The organism is Saccharopolyspora sp. 6M (assembly GCF_020176775.1).
In the GTDB taxonomy this organism is placed as follows: domain Bacteria; phylum Actinomycetota; class Actinomycetes; order Mycobacteriales; family Pseudonocardiaceae; genus Saccharopolyspora_C; species Saccharopolyspora_C gregorii.
This window is the reverse complement of the sequence record NZ_JAIUJZ010000053.1, coordinates 1-16,455: the sequence shown is the minus strand read 5'-3', so window position 1 is coordinate 16,455 and position 16,455 is coordinate 1. Positions and strand designations below refer to the sequence as shown.

General features: G+C 74.8%; 15 protein-coding genes. 7 read left to right on the top strand and 8 right to left on the bottom strand.

What is annotated here, in order from left to right; all coding sequences use genetic code 11:
- Positions 1-66 precede the first annotated feature (66 nt).
- Together LCD31_RS09260 and LCD31_RS09255 are read left to right on the top strand one after the other, a co-directional pair.
- On the top strand, positions 67-783 hold the full coding sequence (locus LCD31_RS09260) for a FadR/GntR family transcriptional regulator (protein ID WP_224957321.1): 717 nt from the start codon (positions 67-69) through the stop codon (positions 781-783).
- A gap of 230 nt (positions 784-1,013) precedes the next feature.
- On the top strand, positions 1,014-2,243 hold the full coding sequence (locus LCD31_RS09255; RefSeq protein WP_224957320.1) for an MFS transporter: 1,230 nt from the start codon (positions 1,014-1,016) through the stop codon (positions 2,241-2,243).
- A 72-nt stretch (positions 2,244-2,315) separates the two neighbouring features.
- Here LCD31_RS09255 and LCD31_RS09250 read toward each other — a convergent pair whose 3' ends face one another.
- From LCD31_RS09250 to LCD31_RS09230, 5 genes are all read right to left on the bottom strand, one after another.
- Positions 2,316-2,690: an MmcQ/YjbR family DNA-binding protein gene (locus tag LCD31_RS09250; RefSeq protein WP_224957319.1), complete on the bottom strand. Its 375-nt coding sequence runs from the start codon at positions 2,688-2,690 to the stop codon at positions 2,316-2,318.
- Between the two features lie 85 nt (positions 2,691-2,775).
- Positions 2,776-3,510, bottom strand: a complete 735-nt coding sequence (locus tag LCD31_RS09245) for an SDR family NAD(P)-dependent oxidoreductase (protein ID WP_224957318.1) — start codon at positions 3,508-3,510, stop codon at positions 2,776-2,778.
- Positions 3,507-4,241, bottom strand: coding sequence for an SDR family NAD(P)-dependent oxidoreductase (locus LCD31_RS09240; protein ID WP_224957317.1), 735 nt, complete (start codon positions 4,239-4,241; stop codon positions 3,507-3,509). The genes LCD31_RS09245 and LCD31_RS09240 overlap by 4 nt, the downstream gene beginning before the upstream one ends.
- A gap of 231 nt (positions 4,242-4,472) precedes the next feature.
- Positions 4,473-5,576, bottom strand: a complete 1,104-nt coding sequence (locus LCD31_RS09235; RefSeq protein WP_224957316.1) for a mandelate racemase/muconate lactonizing enzyme family protein — start codon at positions 5,574-5,576, stop codon at positions 4,473-4,475.
- Positions 5,577-5,604: 28 nt separating this feature from the next.
- Complete coding sequence (locus LCD31_RS09230) at positions 5,605-6,156, bottom strand: TetR/AcrR family transcriptional regulator (protein ID WP_224957315.1); 552 nt, start codon at positions 6,154-6,156, stop codon at positions 5,605-5,607.
- A 336-nt stretch (positions 6,157-6,492) separates the two neighbouring features.
- Between LCD31_RS09230 and LCD31_RS09225 the strand changes: the two genes are divergently transcribed.
- On the top strand, positions 6,493-7,968 hold the full coding sequence (locus LCD31_RS09225) for a DHA2 family efflux MFS transporter permease subunit (protein WP_224957313.1): 1,476 nt from the start codon (positions 6,493-6,495) through the stop codon (positions 7,966-7,968).
- Positions 7,969-8,140: 172 nt separating this feature from the next.
- On the opposite strand, the gene LCD31_RS09220 is transcribed toward LCD31_RS09225, so the two are convergent.
- Genes LCD31_RS09220 through LCD31_RS09210 form a run of 3 tightly spaced genes read right to left on the bottom strand, consistent with a single transcriptional unit; the run spans position 8,141 to position 13,020 of the window.
- Positions 8,141-11,272, bottom strand: a complete 3,132-nt coding sequence (locus LCD31_RS09220) for an arabinosyltransferase domain-containing protein (protein WP_224957311.1) — start codon at positions 11,270-11,272, stop codon at positions 8,141-8,143.
- A complete protein-coding gene (locus LCD31_RS09215) occupies positions 11,269-11,769 on the bottom strand; it encodes a hypothetical protein (RefSeq protein ID WP_224957309.1) in 501 nt (166 codons plus the stop codon). Before LCD31_RS09215 ends, LCD31_RS09220 begins: the two co-directional genes overlap by 4 nt.
- Before the next feature lie 3 nt (positions 11,770-11,772).
- Entirely contained in the window at positions 11,773-13,020 is a 1,248-nt protein-coding gene (locus tag LCD31_RS09210; protein ID WP_224957307.1) for a molybdopterin-dependent oxidoreductase, read from the bottom strand.
- A gap of 208 nt (positions 13,021-13,228) precedes the next feature.
- Here LCD31_RS09210 and LCD31_RS09205 point away from each other — a divergent pair, with 208 nt between their 5' ends.
- The 4 genes from LCD31_RS09205 to LCD31_RS09190 all read left to right on the top strand — a co-directional run bounded on the left by LCD31_RS09205 (position 13,229) and on the right by LCD31_RS09190 (position 16,260).
- Positions 13,229-13,891 (top strand): glycosyltransferase family 2 protein, encoded by a 663-nt coding sequence (locus tag LCD31_RS09205; protein WP_224957305.1) that lies wholly within the window; start codon positions 13,229-13,231, stop codon positions 13,889-13,891.
- Positions 13,892-14,054: 163 nt separating this feature from the next.
- Positions 14,055-14,567 carry a DUF2064 domain-containing protein gene (locus tag LCD31_RS09200; RefSeq protein ID WP_308015834.1) on the top strand — a complete coding sequence of 171 codons (513 nt, stop codon included), beginning with the start codon at positions 14,055-14,057 and terminating at the stop codon, positions 14,565-14,567.
- A complete protein-coding gene (locus tag LCD31_RS09195; protein ID WP_224957303.1) occupies positions 14,564-15,169 on the top strand; it encodes a class I SAM-dependent methyltransferase in 606 nt (201 codons plus the stop codon). Before LCD31_RS09200 ends, LCD31_RS09195 begins: the two co-directional genes overlap by 4 nt.
- A gap of 47 nt (positions 15,170-15,216) precedes the next feature.
- Positions 15,217-16,260 carry an NAD(P)-dependent oxidoreductase gene (locus tag LCD31_RS09190; protein ID WP_224957301.1) on the top strand — a complete coding sequence of 348 codons (1,044 nt, stop codon included), beginning with the start codon at positions 15,217-15,219 and terminating at the stop codon, positions 16,258-16,260.
- The last annotated feature ends 195 nt before the right edge of the window (positions 16,261-16,455 follow it).

Below are 16,455 nucleotides of genomic sequence, written 5' to 3'. Positions count from 1 at the left end.
ACGGTTTTCCCGTTCGCGGCGGCCTCTCGGCCGGGCCCGTCGCAGCAGGTGGCCTACAGTTGCGGGATGTCGTTCCGCCCCGCCACGCGTCACGTCCCGATGTCGGTGCAGATCGGTGACCAGGTGCGGAAGCGGATCACCTCGGGCGAGTGGGCGGTCGGCACGAAGCTGCCGGGCGAACACGACCTGGTGGCGGCGTTCGGAGCGAGCCGCGCCACGGTGCGCGAGGCGCTGCGCGGCCTGATCCACGCCGGACTGCTCGAAGCCCGGCCCGGCGACGGCACCTACGTGCGGTCCGCCAGCGAGCTCGACGCGGTGCTGCGGCGGCAGATCTCGCCGCGCGCGGTCGACTCCGTCTTCGAGGTCCGCGAAGCGCTGGAGATCTACGCCGCCCGGCTCGCCGCGGCCCGCGCCACCGACGACGAGCTCGGCGAGCTGGCGGTCCTGCTGGCCGACCGGGACGGGGCGACCGACTTGAGAGGTCGCCTGGAGCGGGACATCCGGTTCCACGACGCCCTGGTGGCCGCCTCCGGCAACCCGCTGCTGCTCGACATGTACCGCGGGGTGGACCGGGCTTCGACGTACTCCCCCGGCGAGCTGTCCGAGCGCGCGCGGCGGCGGTTCCTCGTCGGCGAGTGGGAGGACGAGGACGAGCACCACGCGTTGATGAGCGCGCTGCGGCAGCGGGACCCGGACGCGGCGGCCGACGCGGCGACCCGCCTGCTGCAGCACGCGCGGGAGGCCTTCGTGCGCGCGGAGGACGGCGGCACCGACGACGGGTGACGCACGTCAACTTGGCACGCTCGTGCAGCTGTCATACATTTGCCGGTGACCGTCGCTCGGCCCGCCGAGCGGGGAACACCGCTGACGCCGGGCGCTTCCGCCCGTGCCGACCGGCCGGACGTCGAGGCCCGCGCCACCGCGCGAGGACCACCGATCCGGCCGCACCCGCGACGATCACCGCGCACCGCTCGCGCGCTCACCGAGAACCACGCTCGACGAAGGCTGCCGAAGTGAACTCCACCAGCACGACCCACCCGGCACCGACCGGCGACACCACGAACCGTCCACTTCGGACCGGCCTGGTGCTGGTCGGGATCCTGCTGACCGGCGCGAACCTGCGCGCCGGTCTCACCGTCGTCGGCCCGCTGGTCGGGGACGTGCGCGCCGACCTGGGCCTGTCCTCCGCGGTCGCGTCCGCGCTGGTGAGCCTGCCGCTGCTGTGCTTCGCGCTGTTCTCCCCCGTCGCTCCGCCGCTGGCGGCCCGGTTCGGTCTCGAACGCACCCTCGGCGGGGCGCTGGCGATCCTCGCCGTCGGCATCGTCGTCCGCTCCGCGCCGTGGCAGCCCGCGCTGTGGATCGGCACGCTGGCCCTCGGCTTCGCCATCGCGCTCATCAACGTGCTGCTGCCCGCGTTGATCAAGCGGGACTTCCCGCAGGACGGCGGACGGGTCACCGGGGCCTACTCGGCGACGCAGTCCGCGTTCGCGGCGCTCGCGTCCGGGGTCGCCGTGCCGCTCGCCGGGGTCTCGGACTCCGGCTGGCGCGTCTCGTTCGGGATCTGGGCGGGCCTCGCGCTGATCGGCTTCGCCGTGTTCAGCCCGCAACTGCGCCGCTCCACCCGTCCCCGGCACGAGGTCGCCGCGGCCCTCGACGCGCATCCCGAGCAGTACCGTTCACCGTGGAAGTCCGGCCTCGCCTGGATGATCACCGTGTCGATGGGCACCCAGAGCGCGCTGTACTACTGCATCATCACCTGGTGGCCGGAGGTCGAAGCCGCGCACGGCACCGCGCCGGCGACCGCGGGCCTGCACCTGAGCGTCCTGCAGTTCTTCGGCATCGCCGGGAACCTCGCCACCGCCGCCATCATCCACCGGTGGGCGCGCGACCAGCGGGGCCTGATCGTCGGGCTCGTGCTGATCAACGTCGTCGGCCTCGGCGGCATGGTGCTCGTCCCGGCGCTGGCGCTGCTGTGGAGCGTGCTGCTCGGCCTCGCCGGCGGCGGGATGATCGTGTTCTCGCTGTCGGTGTTCGGGCTCCGCACCCGCCACCACGGGCAGGCCGCGGCGCTGTCCGGCATGGCCCAGTCCTTCGGCTACCTGCTGGCGGCCTTCGGCCCCACCGCGCTCGGCACCGTGCACGACCTCAGCGGCGGCTGGACCGCACCGCTGCTCGTGCTCCTCGGCTTGCAAGCCGTGCAGCTGGTCACCGCGTGGGCCGCCGCGAGCCCCCGCCATCTCTGAGCACCGAAGCCGGTCGGCCGGTTCCCCCGCGGCGAGGACGGCACGGGACCCGGCGCGGGCAGTGGCCGGGCGTCAGCCGTGGCGCAACGCCGACCAGCGCAGCTTCTCCCGCTCCCGCCGCGGCAGACCCGCGACGACCAGGTCGTAGGAGTCCTCGACCAGGTCGCGGACGTGCTGGTCCGGGACGGTGGCGTTGACGACGACGGTGTTCCAGTGCCGCTTGTTCAGGTGGTAGCCGGGCAGCACCGCGTCCGGGTGGCTGGTGCGCAGGTGCACCGCCAGGTCCGGCTCGCACTTGAGGCTGACCCGCAGCGGTTCGGCGTCCAGGCGGCTGATCGCGAAGAGCTTCCCGGCGACCTTGAACACGCTGTTGCGCTCGTCGAACGGGAACTCCTCCCGCGCGCCGGGCATGGCCAGGCATGCGGCCTTCAACTCGTGGGGCGTCACGGCTCCCACCGTAGGCCGCACCCCCGACGGCGTGAGCCTCCGCTCCGGCGCTCCCGGTCACCGGGAGCACCGGAGCGGCGCCACCTCACGGCAGGCTCAGCTTCGCCATCCGTCCCCCGTCCACCGCGTACACGTTGCCGGTGATGAACCCGGCCTCCTCCGCGGCGAGGAAGGCGACCAGCGCGGCCACCTCCTCCGGCGCGCCGGTGCGGCCGACCGGGTGGATGCGGCCGATGTCGCGGCGGAAGGCCGCCGGATCCGGTGTGGCGTCGATGAATTCGAGGTTGAGGTCGGTGTCGATCCAGCCCGGCGCGACCGCGTTGCACCGGATGCCCTCCGGCCCGTGGTCGACCGCGACCGCCCGGGTCAGCCCGTGCAGCCCGGCCTTCGTCGCGCAGTAGGCCGCGTGCCCGGGGTTCGCGCCGAGTCCTTCGACGGACCCGACGTTGACGATGTTCCCCCGCGTCGCGCGCAGGTGCGGCAACGCCTCCTTGATCAGGAGGAACGGGGCGGTCAGGTTCACGGTGAGGTTGCGCTGCCAGTCGTCGAGCGACATCGCCTCCACCGCCGATTCCTGCATCATCCCGGCGTTGTTCACCAGGACGTCCAGCCTCCCGGCGCGGTCCACGACCTCGCCGACGATCCGCGCCGGAGTGGCGGGATCGGCGAGGTCCGAGGGGATCGAGCGGAACTCCTCGTCGGCGCCGCGCTGCGCGGTGAACACGGTGGCCCCCTCGTCGCGCAGCCGCCGCGCGATGGCGCGGCCGATCCCCGCGCGCCCTCCCGTGACCAGCGCGACCTTGCCGTCGAAGCGCTTCATGCGACCGCCTTCCCGCCGTTGATCTCGACCAGTGCCCCGCACACGTAGCGGGCTTCGTCCGAAGCGAGGAACAGCGCCACGTCCACGATGTCGGCCGGTTCCGCGATCCGCCCGAGCGGCACCGTCCGGCCCAGCTCGGCCACCGCGGTGTCCGGGTCGAATCCGCGCCGGGCGAAACCGCTGCGCAGCATCGGGGTGTTGACCTCGTTGGGGCACACCGCGTTCACGCGGACGCCCTGTTCCGCGTGGTCCATTCCCATGCACTGGGTGAGCGAGGCGATCGCCGCCTTCGTCATGCAGTACAGGGCGTGGTTCGGCCCCGGCGCCTTGCCGCCCCAGCAGGAGGACACGTTGACGATCGCGCCGCCGCCACCGGCCGCCATCAGCGGGATCGCGGCCCGGCAGAGGCGGAACGGCGCCTCGACGTTCACCCCGACCGACAGCGACCAGTCCGCGTCGGAGGTGTCCGGGACCGGCCCGCGGGTGATGACGCCCGCGTTGTTGACGAGCACGTCCAGCCCGCCCAGCGCCTCCCGCGCCGCCGGTGCCAGGCCGTCGGCGTAGGCCGGGTCCAGCAGATCACCCGGCAGGTGGGCGTCCGCCTCGATCCCGCTCACGTCCCGGTCAGCCACCGCGACCCGCGCGCCTTCCGCGCGCAGCCGCTCCACCAGCACCGCGCCGATGCCACCGGCCGCACCGGTCACGAGCGCGTTCCGTCCGGAGAACCTCATGTTCCACTCCTAGTGATTCGCCACCTGCCCGAGACCCGGGGCAGCGGACTCGATCCCTCCACCCGCCAGCGGCGACGCGGCTGACGGGAACCACGCGCGCAGCCCGACCACCCGCAGGTTCACGGCTGGTTCCTAGTGCGGACGGCGTTCCCTCCCGCGGCGGAGGATTCCGCGGCGAGGAAGCAGCTGACGGCCACCCCGCCCCGATGCGGCAGGAGCGGGATCAGCGGTTCAGAAGCTCGCGACCGGATCGCCGAAGAGGTCGCGGTCCGGCGTGACGCCGAGCCCGGGCCCTTCGGGCAGCGCGATGTGCCCGTCGTCGATGCGGATGCCGCCCGCCGGGTCGTAGTGGCCGTCGATGTAGGGCGCCGCGATCCACGCGCCCTCGTTCAGGTCCGGCCGGACGGTCGCGCCCAGCTGCACGCAGGCGGCGGCGATCACGTCACCGCCCCACGCGTCGTCGCTGCTGTGCGGCAGGTGCCGCGCCGCGCACAGGTCGCGGAACGCGCGCATCGGCGCGAGGCCGCCGATGCGGGTCACCTTCATCCCGAATCCGTCCACCAGCCCGGTCCCGGCCGCGGAGATCGCGGCGTTCAGGCTGACACCGGACTCGTCCAAGTAGATCGGGTGCTGCACCTGCGGGCGGCTGCGGGCCAGCTCTTCGACGGTGTCGCAGGGCTGCTCCAGCACGAGCGGGACGTCGGCGCACTCGCGGCTGAGCCGCAGCACGTCGCGCGTGTTCCATCCCCGGTTGCCGTCGGCCGCCAGGCGCACGCCCGAACCGCGGACGACCTCCCAGACCTTGCGCACCGCTTCGATGTCGACCTCGACGGGACGGCCGCCGAGCTTCACCTGCAGCCGCGGATAGCCCTCGGCGACCCGCTCGGCCGCGATCCGGGCGACCTCGTCCGGATCGCCGACGCCCGCCGAGTAGTAGGTGGGCACCCGAGCCACCGCTCCCCCGCCCAGGAGTTCGGCCACCCGCACGCCGAGCCGCTTCCCGATCAGGTCGTGCGCGGCGATGTCCACGGCCGCCTTCGCGTAGTGGTGCCCGGTGAGCAGGCCGTCCATCGTGCGGTGCAGCGCCACCGGCCACGGCTCCGCCCCGACCAGCCCGGGAGCGAGCTGCGCCAGCGCGGCGCGGGCCCCGGCGGCGTGCGCCTCCGCGTAGGTGGGCCCGACGGGGCAGGTCTCGCCCCACCCCTCGGTGCCGTCCTCGGCGACGAGGCGCACCAGCGTGGTCTCCAACGACCACACCGTGCCGCTGGACATGACCCGCGGCGGGTTCCGCACCGGCAGGTCGTGGGTGTAGACGTGCACTTCGCGGATCTCCACGCGGAAACTCCGATCCGATGTCGCGGTGCTAGCGGACGTTCTCGGCCGACAGGGCGGCCCGGGCGGCGCGCAGCGCGGCCGCGCAGGCCCGCTCCCGGCCCTGCAACCGGGCCGACTGCGTCATGCCCTCGTGCAGCAGGAACAGGGTTTCGGCCAGGTGGGCGGTGTCCTGGTCCGGCGCGACGTGCTCCAGGCGGATGCGGAACTCGTCGGCGAGCTTGTCCTTGTGCTCCCGGACGGCCGCGGCGATCGGCGCGCTGTCCGGGTGCTCGGCGAGGGCGTTCATGAACAGGCAACCGGTGTTCGCGACCTCGGCGAGCCAGTCGCCGAGCCGGACCAGCAGGTGCAGCACGTGGTCGACGCCGGACTCCGGTCCGCCGTCGAGCCAGTCGAAGTACACCCGATCCCGGTGCTCCAGCGCGCCGACGATCATCGCCTCGCGGCTCGGGAAGTACTTGTACAGAGTGCGGAGCGAGACGTCGGCCTCCGCGCGTAGGGCTTCCACGCCCTGCTCGGCGAAGCCGTTCTCCGCGAAGCTGCGCTCCAGCTCGCCCGCGATCCGCTGCTTGGTATCGGCCACGCGGCGATGGTAGAAGGATCGCTCTACCGTTGTAAAGCGATCGTTCTACCACGGCCGCGCCCTGCTCGGTGAAACCTCTGCACAGGCCGCGGCGAGTTGCGTATCGTTCCGGTTCCGGGGGCGCTGCCGGTGACGCCCCGCGGCGCGAGGGAGGCGGAGTGCGATGCCCGGTGCGCGATCCCCCGCCGGCCCGGACCTGCGCCCGCCGCCCTGCCCGGCCGCCGACGCGTCCGCCCGCGTCCGCGCCGGAATCCCCTGACACCACCGAATTCGCGCAACCCCAGAACCTGGCGGCCCGCGATGGCCGTCCCGGTCGTCCAGCGGCAGGAGGCTCGGTTGGTCACCCGGAGGAATCCCGCGGCGGTGGAGCGGTTGCCGGACGGGGCGGCGCTCGGACTGGCACTGCTGGTCGGCTCGGCGTTCGTGATGGTGCTGAACGAGACCGTGATGGCCGTGGGGCTGCCGTCGCTGGTCGCGGACCTGCGCATCGGCATCGCCACGGCGCAGTGGCTCTCCAGCGGCTTCCTGCTCACCATGGCGGTGGTCGTGCCGACCACCGGGTACCTGCTGCAGCGCTGCACCGTCCGCCAGGCCTTCGCGGCGGCGATGGGCCTGTTCAGCGCCGGGACGGCGCTGTGCGGCGGAGCGCCCGGGTTCGCGCCGCTGCTCGCGGGCCGGGTCGTGCAGGCCTCCGGGACGGCGATCATGGTACCGCTGCTGATGACCAGCATCCTCGCGATCGTCCCCACCTCGCGCCGCGGCCAGGTGATGGGCACGACGTCGATCGTGCTCGCCGTGGCGCCCGCCGTCGGACCCGCCGCGGCCGGGATCGTGCTGTCCGCACTGGGCTGGCGGTGGATGTTCTGGCTCGTGCTGCCGATCGGGCTGTTGGCGCTCGGCGCGGGGCTGCGCTCGCTGCACATCGCGAACACCACGTCGCGGGTGCGGCTGGACGTGGTCTCGGTGCTGCTGGCCGCCGTCGCGTTCTCCACGCTCGTGTACGGGCTGACCGCCTCCGCCGCCACCGATCCGTCCACATCGGACTCCACGGGTTCGGGCCCGGCGTGGCCGTGGATCGTGCTCGGCACCGCGCTGGTCGTGGTGTTCGTCGTCCGGCAGGTCCGGTTGCAGCGCACCGGGCGGGCGCTGCTGGACCTGCGGGCGTGCGGGGTGCGGGACTACTCGGTCCCGCTGGTGCTCAGCGTCGCCGGGTACATGGCGCTGTTCAGCGCGGTGATCCTGCTGCCGTTCTACGTGCAGGTGGTCCTCGGCCGCGATTCGCTCGTCGCGGGACTGGTCGTGCTGCCCGGTGGGGTGGTGATGGGGCTGCTCGGGCCACCGGTGGGGCGCGCCTACGACCGGTTCGGGGTGCGGGCGCTGGTGGTGCCCGCGTCGGTGCTGCTGTGCCTGAGCCTGTGGGCGTTCGCGGCGCTCGGCGGCGACAGCCCGGTCTGGCTGGTGGTGCTGCTGCACGTGCTGATGTCGGTCGGGCTGGCGCTGAACTTCACGCCGCTGGTGACCGATGCGCTCAGCGCGCTGCCCCGCTCCCTGCACTCGCACGGCAGCGCCATCCTGACCACCTGCCAGCAGCTCGCCGCGGCCGCGGGGACCGCGCTGTTCGTGACGGTGATGACGCTGTGGTCGGCGCGCCCCGGCCAGCCGGACGAGGCGGGCGTCCGGGCGGCCTTCGTCGTCGCCGCCGCGCTGTCCACGCTGGTCCTCGCGGGCACCGCGCTGCTCCGCTCCCAGCGGCCCGCCGAGACCCCCGAACGCGCCGCCGACGAGCGCGGCACGCGGGACCGCACCGGCTAGCCCGGCGCCGATCGCCGCACCGCGGCGGCACCTCCAGCCGCTGGTGGGCGGTGCTCCTGCTGGTCTCCTCGATCACCGCGCGGGGCTCGCGGTGGAGTCGATCGCCGTCCTGCTCACCCCGCACCTGATGGCGGCCGGGCCGCGCCGCGGCGGTGGGCCCGCGCGCCGGGACTCACCGCGCGCTGAGCGGTCCGGTGGTGAAGCCCGCGCCCTGCCAACCCCAGCGGATCTCCCAGGTGGTGCGGGTGTCGTAGGCGTCCCGGGCGATCGGGTACGTGACCGTGGCGACCTGCCCCCAGTCCCGGTAGCGCGGATCGCGCGGCCCGAGCGGTTCGGTGGGGATCGGGGTGCGGCGGCCGACCTCGTCCACCCCGGCGAAGCTGCCGCCGATGTCCCGGTCGTACGCGGCGGTCCCGTCGAAGCCGAGCGACACCGGGGGGTTCAGCAACGCGGTCGGCGCCTGCGCGAGCCCGCCGCCGACGCGCGGCACGTCCCGCAGGCACGGCGCCACCCAGGTCATCGACCAGTCCACGTACACGTCCGGGCGGCCGGCGAGCAGGGCGCGCAGCGGGACCACGTCCAGCACGCGCGGCCCGGTCACGGCGAGCCAGCCGTCCCGGTCGGTGGTGCCGTCCGCGGCGACGACGCGGACCCGGTCGGCGCCGGGCGGGACGTCCTCGGCGATGAGCGTCCGCCAGCCGGGGTGCACCTGCGGGCGCTGCTCGATCTGCCGGTCCGCCGGGTATATCGGGCGCGCGTCCCGCTCGTCGCCGGAGTCGTCGAGGACGCGGGTGCCGAGCGGCCGCGGCTCGCCGTCGGGGGTGGAGCGGGCGAATTCCAGGGCGAGCCGGTCGCCGTCCCCGGTGCGCCCGGCCGCGGACACCGCGATCCGCTGGTCCGGGCCGAGCCGCGGGGCGGCGAACCACCCGCTGCGCAGCGAACCGGTGCTGATCGCCCCGCCGGTCAGGCTCGTCCACCGCTGCGGTCCCGCGCCCGCGGGCGCGGGGCTGCCACCGCCGGTGAAGCCGGTGAGCTCATCGTCGCCCTCCGCGCGCGCCAGCACGCCACCCGGCGCATCCGCGTTGATCACGACGTCGTCGACGATGCCGCAGCCGCCCCCGGACGGCTCGCCCAGCAGCTGCCCGCCGACCGAGTGTCCGCCCGCGCGCGCGATCGGCGCCACCGCGAACGACACCAGCAGCACCAGCACGCCCGCCCCGGCCGCTGCGGTCGCCACCACCGCGGGCATCCGGGCGAGCATCCGGCGCGCCGCGTCCCGGCCGCCGAAGCGCGGCAGCAGCGCGCACCCCAGCAGCACGGCGACCAGCAGCACCCACGGCAGCGGGCCGTTCAACGGCCGCATCGGCAGCTCGTCGCGCGGCACCCCGAAGTGCGAGTGCAGGAAGTAGGTGTTGGTGCCTGCGAACGCCAGGCACGCGGCCGCGATCGCGGCGACGGTGCCGACCCCGCCGACCAGCAGGACCTCCCGCCGCGCCGACCACTCCCGCGCGCCCGCGCCGAGCAGCACGACCCCCGCGGTGAGCGCGATGGCGCCGAACCCGGCGAGCGCGCCGAAGTAGTGCGTCCACTTCGACGGCGTCAGCCACAGCAACGCCAACCCGATGCCGAGGCAGCCCAGCGGCAGCGGCACCAGCCGCATCCCCGGCAACCGGCGGGCCCCGCGCACCACCAGCAGCGTGGCGCAGCCCGCCACGGCGATCGTGAGCAGCACCGGCAGCCGCCGCGCCAGCCCGCCCTGGTAGTCGCCGAAGCCGAGCAGGTACTGGTACCGGCGGATCTCCTGGAACCAGCCGACGTCCGGCCCGTAGAACCGGTGCAGCGCGGTCGCCTGCCGCACCCCGAACCACGACTGGTCGGCGAACATCGCCACCAGCGCCACCGCGGCGAGGCAGCCGCCCACCGCGCACCAGCCCCACGGCGGCTCACCCCGCGCCCGCAGCCCGCGCAGGATCCGCGGCGCCAGCAGCAGCACCGGTGCCACCGCGGTCACCCCCACCGGGTTGACGGCGACGGTGAACCCGCCGGCCAGCGCGCCGAGCCCGAGCAGCAGCACGCTCGCCCCGCCCGGCCCGGCGGTGGCGCGCAGCACGCAGGTCAGCACCGCGGTAGTGCCCAGCGCGACGAACGGTTCCGGCCGCACCCCGAGGTCGAACGGCAGCCACCACACCAGCAGCGCCACCGCCAGCAGCACCCGGGTGCCGAGGTGCCGCGCGTGCGCGGGCAGCACCACCGGGAGCACCCCGCGGCTGAGCAGCAGCCAGGTGAGCAGCCCGGCGACCACGCTCGGCACCCGCAGCAGCAGCGGCGGGGCGTGCAGCGCCACCAACGGGCTGATCAGGTTCAGCACCAGGGTGAACGGCGCTTCGGAGGAGTTCTCCCACCGGTAGTAGTTGGTGAAGTCGCCGGTGATCAGCGCGTTGCGCACGATGCCTTCGGTGAACGAGTCGTCGGGGCTCAACGGGCCGAGCACCAGCCAGGCCGCGAAGACCACGAGCAGGGCGAGGTCGATGAGCAGGAGCGACCGGCGGGCCGGGCGTCCTCCACCCGTCGCAGCTCGGTCCGCGGTGGATTCGTCCGACGCGGAACCCCCGTCCGAGCCGCCGCCGGGCGGACCGGCTCCGCTCCGTCGGGCACCCCGCCGGTCCCCCACCACGAGCAGCGCCAGCGACGTGATCATCGCCGCGACCGCCACCCCGATCAGCACGATCTTCCCCGCGCTCGGCGTGCTCTGGAACCAGTCCGCGGTGCGCGCGGTCACCCGCGTCCCGGCCGCCGCCGCCGGGTCCAGGTCGGTGGCGAAGGCGAACACCTCGCGGACCTGCGCGCCGGGCAGGTCGATCGTCTCCGCGCCGAGGCGCAGCACGCCGCCGTCCGCACCGGCGTCGAGGGTCAGCCCGCAGTCGCCCGCCGGCACCGGCCCGCGGTGGACCTGCTCGCCACCGACGAGCACCAGCACCGATCCGTCCGCGGCGGACACCGCGAATCCCTCGGTCGGCCTGCCGGGCAGCGCGCTGCTCACCAACGTGGTGGCGGTCCCGCGCGCGAGCCCGGCCCGCACCGCCGAGCACGGGACCTCGACCCGCACGTGCTCCGGCCGGTACGGCACGAAGAACGCGGTGGTCGACTCCACGGGCCGCCCGGCCTGCGGCCAGTCCACGGTGGTGCGCTCGGTGGCGACCGGCGCGAACGGGAGCGCGAGCGCGGCGAGCACGCCGAGCCCCCCGACGAGCAGGGCGATCTTGGTGAGCGCGGGAACCCGGCGCTCTTCCCCGGTGGCGGTCACGACGTCCTTCCTGCGGGATCGGTTGCGTTCTCCCGTTCGGAGCCACCACGGCCCCGGACTGCCCTGGACAGCAGCCGCACGACCCACCAGCCGAGGCTGAGGCCGAACAGGACCGCCGTCACCAGCAGCCAGTTGCCCAGGTAGGGCTCCAGGTCCTGGCCCGTCGCCGCCGCGCGGTCGGCGGCGCCGAGCCCGAGGATCCCCGGGCAGAACACCAGGAACAGCAGGCCGCTGCCCAGCGCGGGCAGCCGGACGTGGTTCACCCCGGCCGGGTGCGTTCCCCGGAACGCCCCGGTCAGCGCCCGGTCGCCGAGCGCGTACAGCGGCAGCAGCACCGCGTCGTGCGCGACGGCGGCGGCGACGAACCACAGCAGCACCGACGGCACTTCCGGCTCGTCGCCCAGCAGCCGGAAGGCGTACCAGGTGAGCGCGAAGCTGCCCAGCAGCACCGAGAACCGGAACGGGTCGGTGCCGAGCAGGCGGGTCACGCGGCGCACGGTTCACCTCCTCCGGAACGAGATCGACGCCACCCACTTGGTGTTGAGCACCCCGGGCAGCGCGGGCACGATCACCCGCGCCGGGAACCCGTGGTCCGGGCTCAGGTCCACCCCGTTGACGCGCAGCGCGAGCAGCGCGTCCGGGTCGAGCACCTGCCCGGCGTGCAGGGTCGCGGCGGCGAACGCACCCCCGGTCTCCAGGGAGCGCACGTGCGCCGAGGCGGGTTCGGGCACCCCGGCGAACCGGGCGAGCTCGGCCAGCGGCACCCCGGTCCAGCGCTGGGTGGTCGACCAGCCCTCGACGCAGGCGATGGGCAGTTCGGCGGTGCGCTGCGGCAGCGCGAGCAGCCGGGCGCGGTCCAGCTCGACCGGTTCGGCACCGCCGAGCAGCCGCAGCCGCCACCGCGACCCGGTGCTCGCGGCGGCGATGCCCGCGGCGGCGGCCGTGCGGTTCACCTGGAACCCGTTCGGGCCCGGCCCGTCCCGGTAGCGCGGCGACAGCAGCGCGGTGCGCCGCGCGCCGTCGAAGGTCTGCCCGGCGGTGAGCAGCCCGATCAGCGCGGAACCGCCCGCGACGACGGCCAGGAAACCGCGCCTGCTCATCGTGGCCGCCGCGGGCCGCACCGGCGCCAGGTCGTCGTGCCCGCCTCGGTGGCGCAGCGCCCGCACAGCGGCGGGCAGCTTCAGCGCGACGTGCGCGGCGAAGGACCCGATGAACACCCAGGCGCCCCAGTAGTGCGCGGTGTAGAAGCTGAACGGGAACGCGTAGTAGTACTGCACGTTCAGCACGCCGGTGCCCAGCTCGAACAGCACGCTGCCCACCAGCAGCAGCAACGACAGCCGCTCCAGCGCCCGCGCCGGCGAGGTCACCGGCGGCCAGGCGAACAGCTTCGGGATCACCGACCACAGCTTCGCCAGCACCACCGGCACCAGCACCAGTCCGAGCAGCACGTGCACGCCCTGGTTCAACCGGTACAGCCAGGCCGGGCGGGTCGGCCAGTCGAACAGCGGCAGCCGCAACCACCCGGTCTCCGCGGGCATCGCCTGCCCGAACCGAGGACCGTAGGCGACGTAGGACAGCAGGCCGGTGAGGACGACGATCGGCAGCGCGACCAGCAGCACCATCCCGAGCACCGAGGTCAGCCGGATGCCGCGCAGCGGGCTGCGCCACGTCCGGGAACGCCCGAACCCGGGCGGCCGGAACCGCTCCCACCTGCTCGACCCGTCGTCGAGCCGCCGTCCGAAGCGCACTGCGGAACTCCTCACCACGTCTCCCGCGGTGCCCCGAGGACGGCGGTCTCGCGGGCCCCACCGGAAAAAAGTGGAACCGGGACCAATCCGCCCGCCGGGTGGCACCGAATACCCGTGGGAAAGGCAATGAGCAGTGGGAATTCCGGTGCCGGAGCTTCGCCAACGTAACACGTCCCCCACGCCGGGGACCGCAGTCGAGGACGGTGGAATGACGGTCAGCGTCGATGTGATCCTGCCGTGCCGGGACGAGGAGGCCGCGCTCCCCGGAGTGCTCGCCGGCCTGCCCGCCGCGCACGGCTACCGAGCGCTCGTGGTGGACAACGGCTCCGCCGACGCCACCGCGGCGGTCGCCGCCGAGCACGGCGCCACCGTGATCTCCGAGGCGCGACCCGGGTACGGCGCCGCCGTGCACGCCGGGCTGGAGCACTCCGGGGCCGAGGTCGTCGTCTTCGTGGACGCCGACGGTTCGATGCGCCTGGACGAGCTGCCGCGGCTGGTGGAGCTGCTGCTGCGCGGGGACGCGGACCTGGTGGTGGGCCGCCGGGTCGCGGCCGAGCGCGGCGCGTTCCCGTGGCACGCGCGGCTGGGCAACGCGGCGCTCGCCGGGATGCTGCGCAGGCAGGGGCTGCCGGTGCGCGATCTCGCGCCGCTGCGCGTGGCCTGGCGCGATCGGCTGCTGGACCTGGGCGTCACCGACCGCGGTTTCGGCTATCCGCTGGAGCTGCTGGTCCGCGCCGCCCGGGCCGGCTGGCGGGTCGAGGAGGTCCCGGTCGACTACTACCCGCGCGCCGCCGGAACCCGCTCCAAGGTGACCGGTTCGGTGCGCGGCACCGCGCGGGCGGTGCGCGACATGGCCCGGGTGCTGCGATGAGCCGCGGCGTGCTGCTCGTCGTCGCGAAAGCACCGGTGCCGCGGCGCGCGAAGACCCGGCTCAGCCCACCGGCCTCGGCGGAGCAGGCGGCGGCGATCGCGGCGGCCGGGCTGCTGGACACCCTCGACGCGGCGGCCGGAACCGGTCTGCCGACGGTGGTCGCCTGGACCGGGGAGACCGCGGCGGCGGCCCGGCGCGCCGAGGTCCGGGCCGCGCTGGCGCGGGTGCGGGTCGCCCGCAGCGCGGCGACGGGTTCGCCGCGCGGATCGTCGCCGCGCACGCGGACACCGGGGCGTTGCACCCGGGCGAGCCGATCCTGCAGATCGGGATGGACACCCCGCAGCTCACCCCGCGGCTGCTCACCCGGTCCCTGGACCGGCTCGGCGGCTCCGCACCGCCGGACGCCGTGCTCGGTGCGGCGGCGGACGGCGGCTGGTGGGCGCTGGGCGTGCGCCGCGCGGAGCACGCGGCGGCGCTGCGGGACGTGCCGATGTCCACCGGAGAGACCGGCTCGCGCACGCTGGCGGCGTTGCGGGACCGCGGGCTGCGCGTCGAACCGCTGCCCGCGATGTCCGATGTGGACACCATGTCCGATGCCACCTCGGTCGCCGCGGCCATTCCCGCCTCCCGGTTCGCCGCGGCCGGCGCCGCCGTGCCGGTGGAGCGCGAGCGGTGACGGCCGCGTTCGACCCGGTGTACGGCGCCGACACCTGCTGGCTGGAGATGGACCCGGGCCCGCCCGAACTGCTGCACCCGCGGCGGTGGTCGGACGAACCGGGAGCGGCCGACGAACTGGTCCTGCGCCGATGTCGCGGCGCGACGCTGGACGTCGGCTGCGGACCCGGCCGGATGACCGGCGGACTGGTGCGGCGCGGGCGCACCGCGCTGGGCGTCGACGTCTCCGCCGACGCCGTGTGCCGGACCATGCTGCGCGGCGCGCACGCGTTCCACGGCGACGTGTTCGGCCCGCTGCCCGGCGAAGGCCGCTGGGAGCACGTGCTGCTGCTCGACGGCAACCTCGGCATCGGCGGCGATCCGCGCGCCCTGCTGCGCCGCGCCACCGAACTGATCACCGGCACCGGCAGCGTGCTCGTCGAAGCGCACCCGCCCGGCGTGGGGCTGTGCGCGGGACGGGCCCGGGTGCCCGGCGGCAGCTGGTTCCCGTGGGCGCGGGTCGGCGTCGACGCGCTGCACGGGCTCGCGGCCGCGGCGCGGCTGCGAGTGCGGTGGCACGCCCGCCTCGGGCGGCGCAGGCTCGCCGAGCTGGTGCGGCAGTGATCTCCGGGGACGCCCGGAGGACCGGAACGTGGAGAGGAGAACCGAACATGCGGGTACTGGTCACGGGTGGCGCGGGCTTCATCGGATCGCACGTCGCCGACCGGCTGCGCGCCGACGGGCACGAAGTGCTGCTGGTCGACGCGCTGCTTCCGCAGGCGCACCGGACGCGCGCCATCCCCGAGCACCTCGGCGGCCACGGCCTGACCGTCGCGGACCTGCGCGACCCCGACATCGCCGACCACGTGGTGCGCGGGGTGGACGTGGTGTGCCACCACGCCGCCGTGGTGGGGCTGGAGACGGGGGTGGCCGACATGCCGGACTACGTGGCGCACAACGAGCTCGCCACCGCGCACCTGCTGGCGGCGATGGCCGAGCACCGGGTGCGCAGGTTGGTGCTGGCCGGCTCGATGGTCGTCTACGGCGAGGGCCGCTACCGCTGCGCGCGGCACGACGTCGTGCAGCCCGGACCGCGGCGGCAGGAGGACCTGGACGCGGGCATGTTCGAGCCGCGATGTCCGCGATGCGACGAGCCGCTCGTGCGCGGGACCGTGCCGGAGGACGCCCCGCTGGACCCGCGCAGCACCTACGCGGCCACCAAGCTCGCGCAGGAGAACCTGGCCGCGTTGTGGGCGCGGGACACCGGGGCGTCCGCGATCGCGTTGCGCTACCACAACGTCTACGGGCCGCGGATGCCGCGGAACACGCCCTACGCCGGGGTGGCCTCGCTGTTCCGCTCCAGCCTCGCCCGCGGCGAGGCGCCGGTGGTGTTCGAGGACGGCGCGCAGACCCGCGACTTCGTGCACGTCGGCGACGTGGCGGCGGCGAACGCGCTGGCCGCCGCGCAGGAGCGGACCGGGTTCCGCGCCTACAACGTGTGCTCCGGTGATCCGCGCACCATCGGCGAGATGGCGGACGCGCGGGCCGCGGCCGACGGCGGGCCGGAACCGCGCATCAGCGGGCGCTACCGGCTCGGCGACGTGCGGCACGTCGTCGCCGACCCGTCCCGCGCGGCGAGCGAGCTCGGTTTCACTGCGGAGGTCCCGTTCGGCACGGGCATGAAGGAGTTCGCCACCGCCCCGCTGCGCGCCTGACCGCCCCCACCCGCGAGCGAGCAACCCAGGCCGCCCCGCGGCCGTGAACCAGCCCGGCGGGTCCTACCTCTTTCCTGTCAGCGGCGAAGCCGCTGAGCCGCCGACCACCCGAGCAACCGGACCACCCGCGGGTTCTCAGCTGCTTCCTCGCGAGGACAGCGTTTTCTCATGTGGCGGAGCCACCTGTGAAAACGA

Coding starts and splice junctions, on each gene's coding strand:
- LCD31_RS09205 (WP_224957305.1), top strand. CDS start 13,229: ATGACGGTCAGCGTCGATGTGATCCTGCCGTGCCGGGACGAGGAGGCC.
- LCD31_RS09260 (WP_224957321.1), top strand. CDS start 67: ATGTCGTTCCGCCCCGCCACGCGTCACGTCCCGATGTCGGTGCAGATC.
- LCD31_RS09245 (WP_224957318.1), bottom strand. CDS start 3,510: ATGAAGCGCTTCGACGGCAAGGTCGCGCTGGTCACGGGAGGGCGCGCG.
- LCD31_RS09190 (WP_224957301.1), top strand. CDS start 15,217: ATGCGGGTACTGGTCACGGGTGGCGCGGGCTTCATCGGATCGCACGTC.
- LCD31_RS09240 (WP_224957317.1), bottom strand. CDS start 4,241: ATGAGGTTCTCCGGACGGAACGCGCTCGTGACCGGTGCGGCCGGTGGC.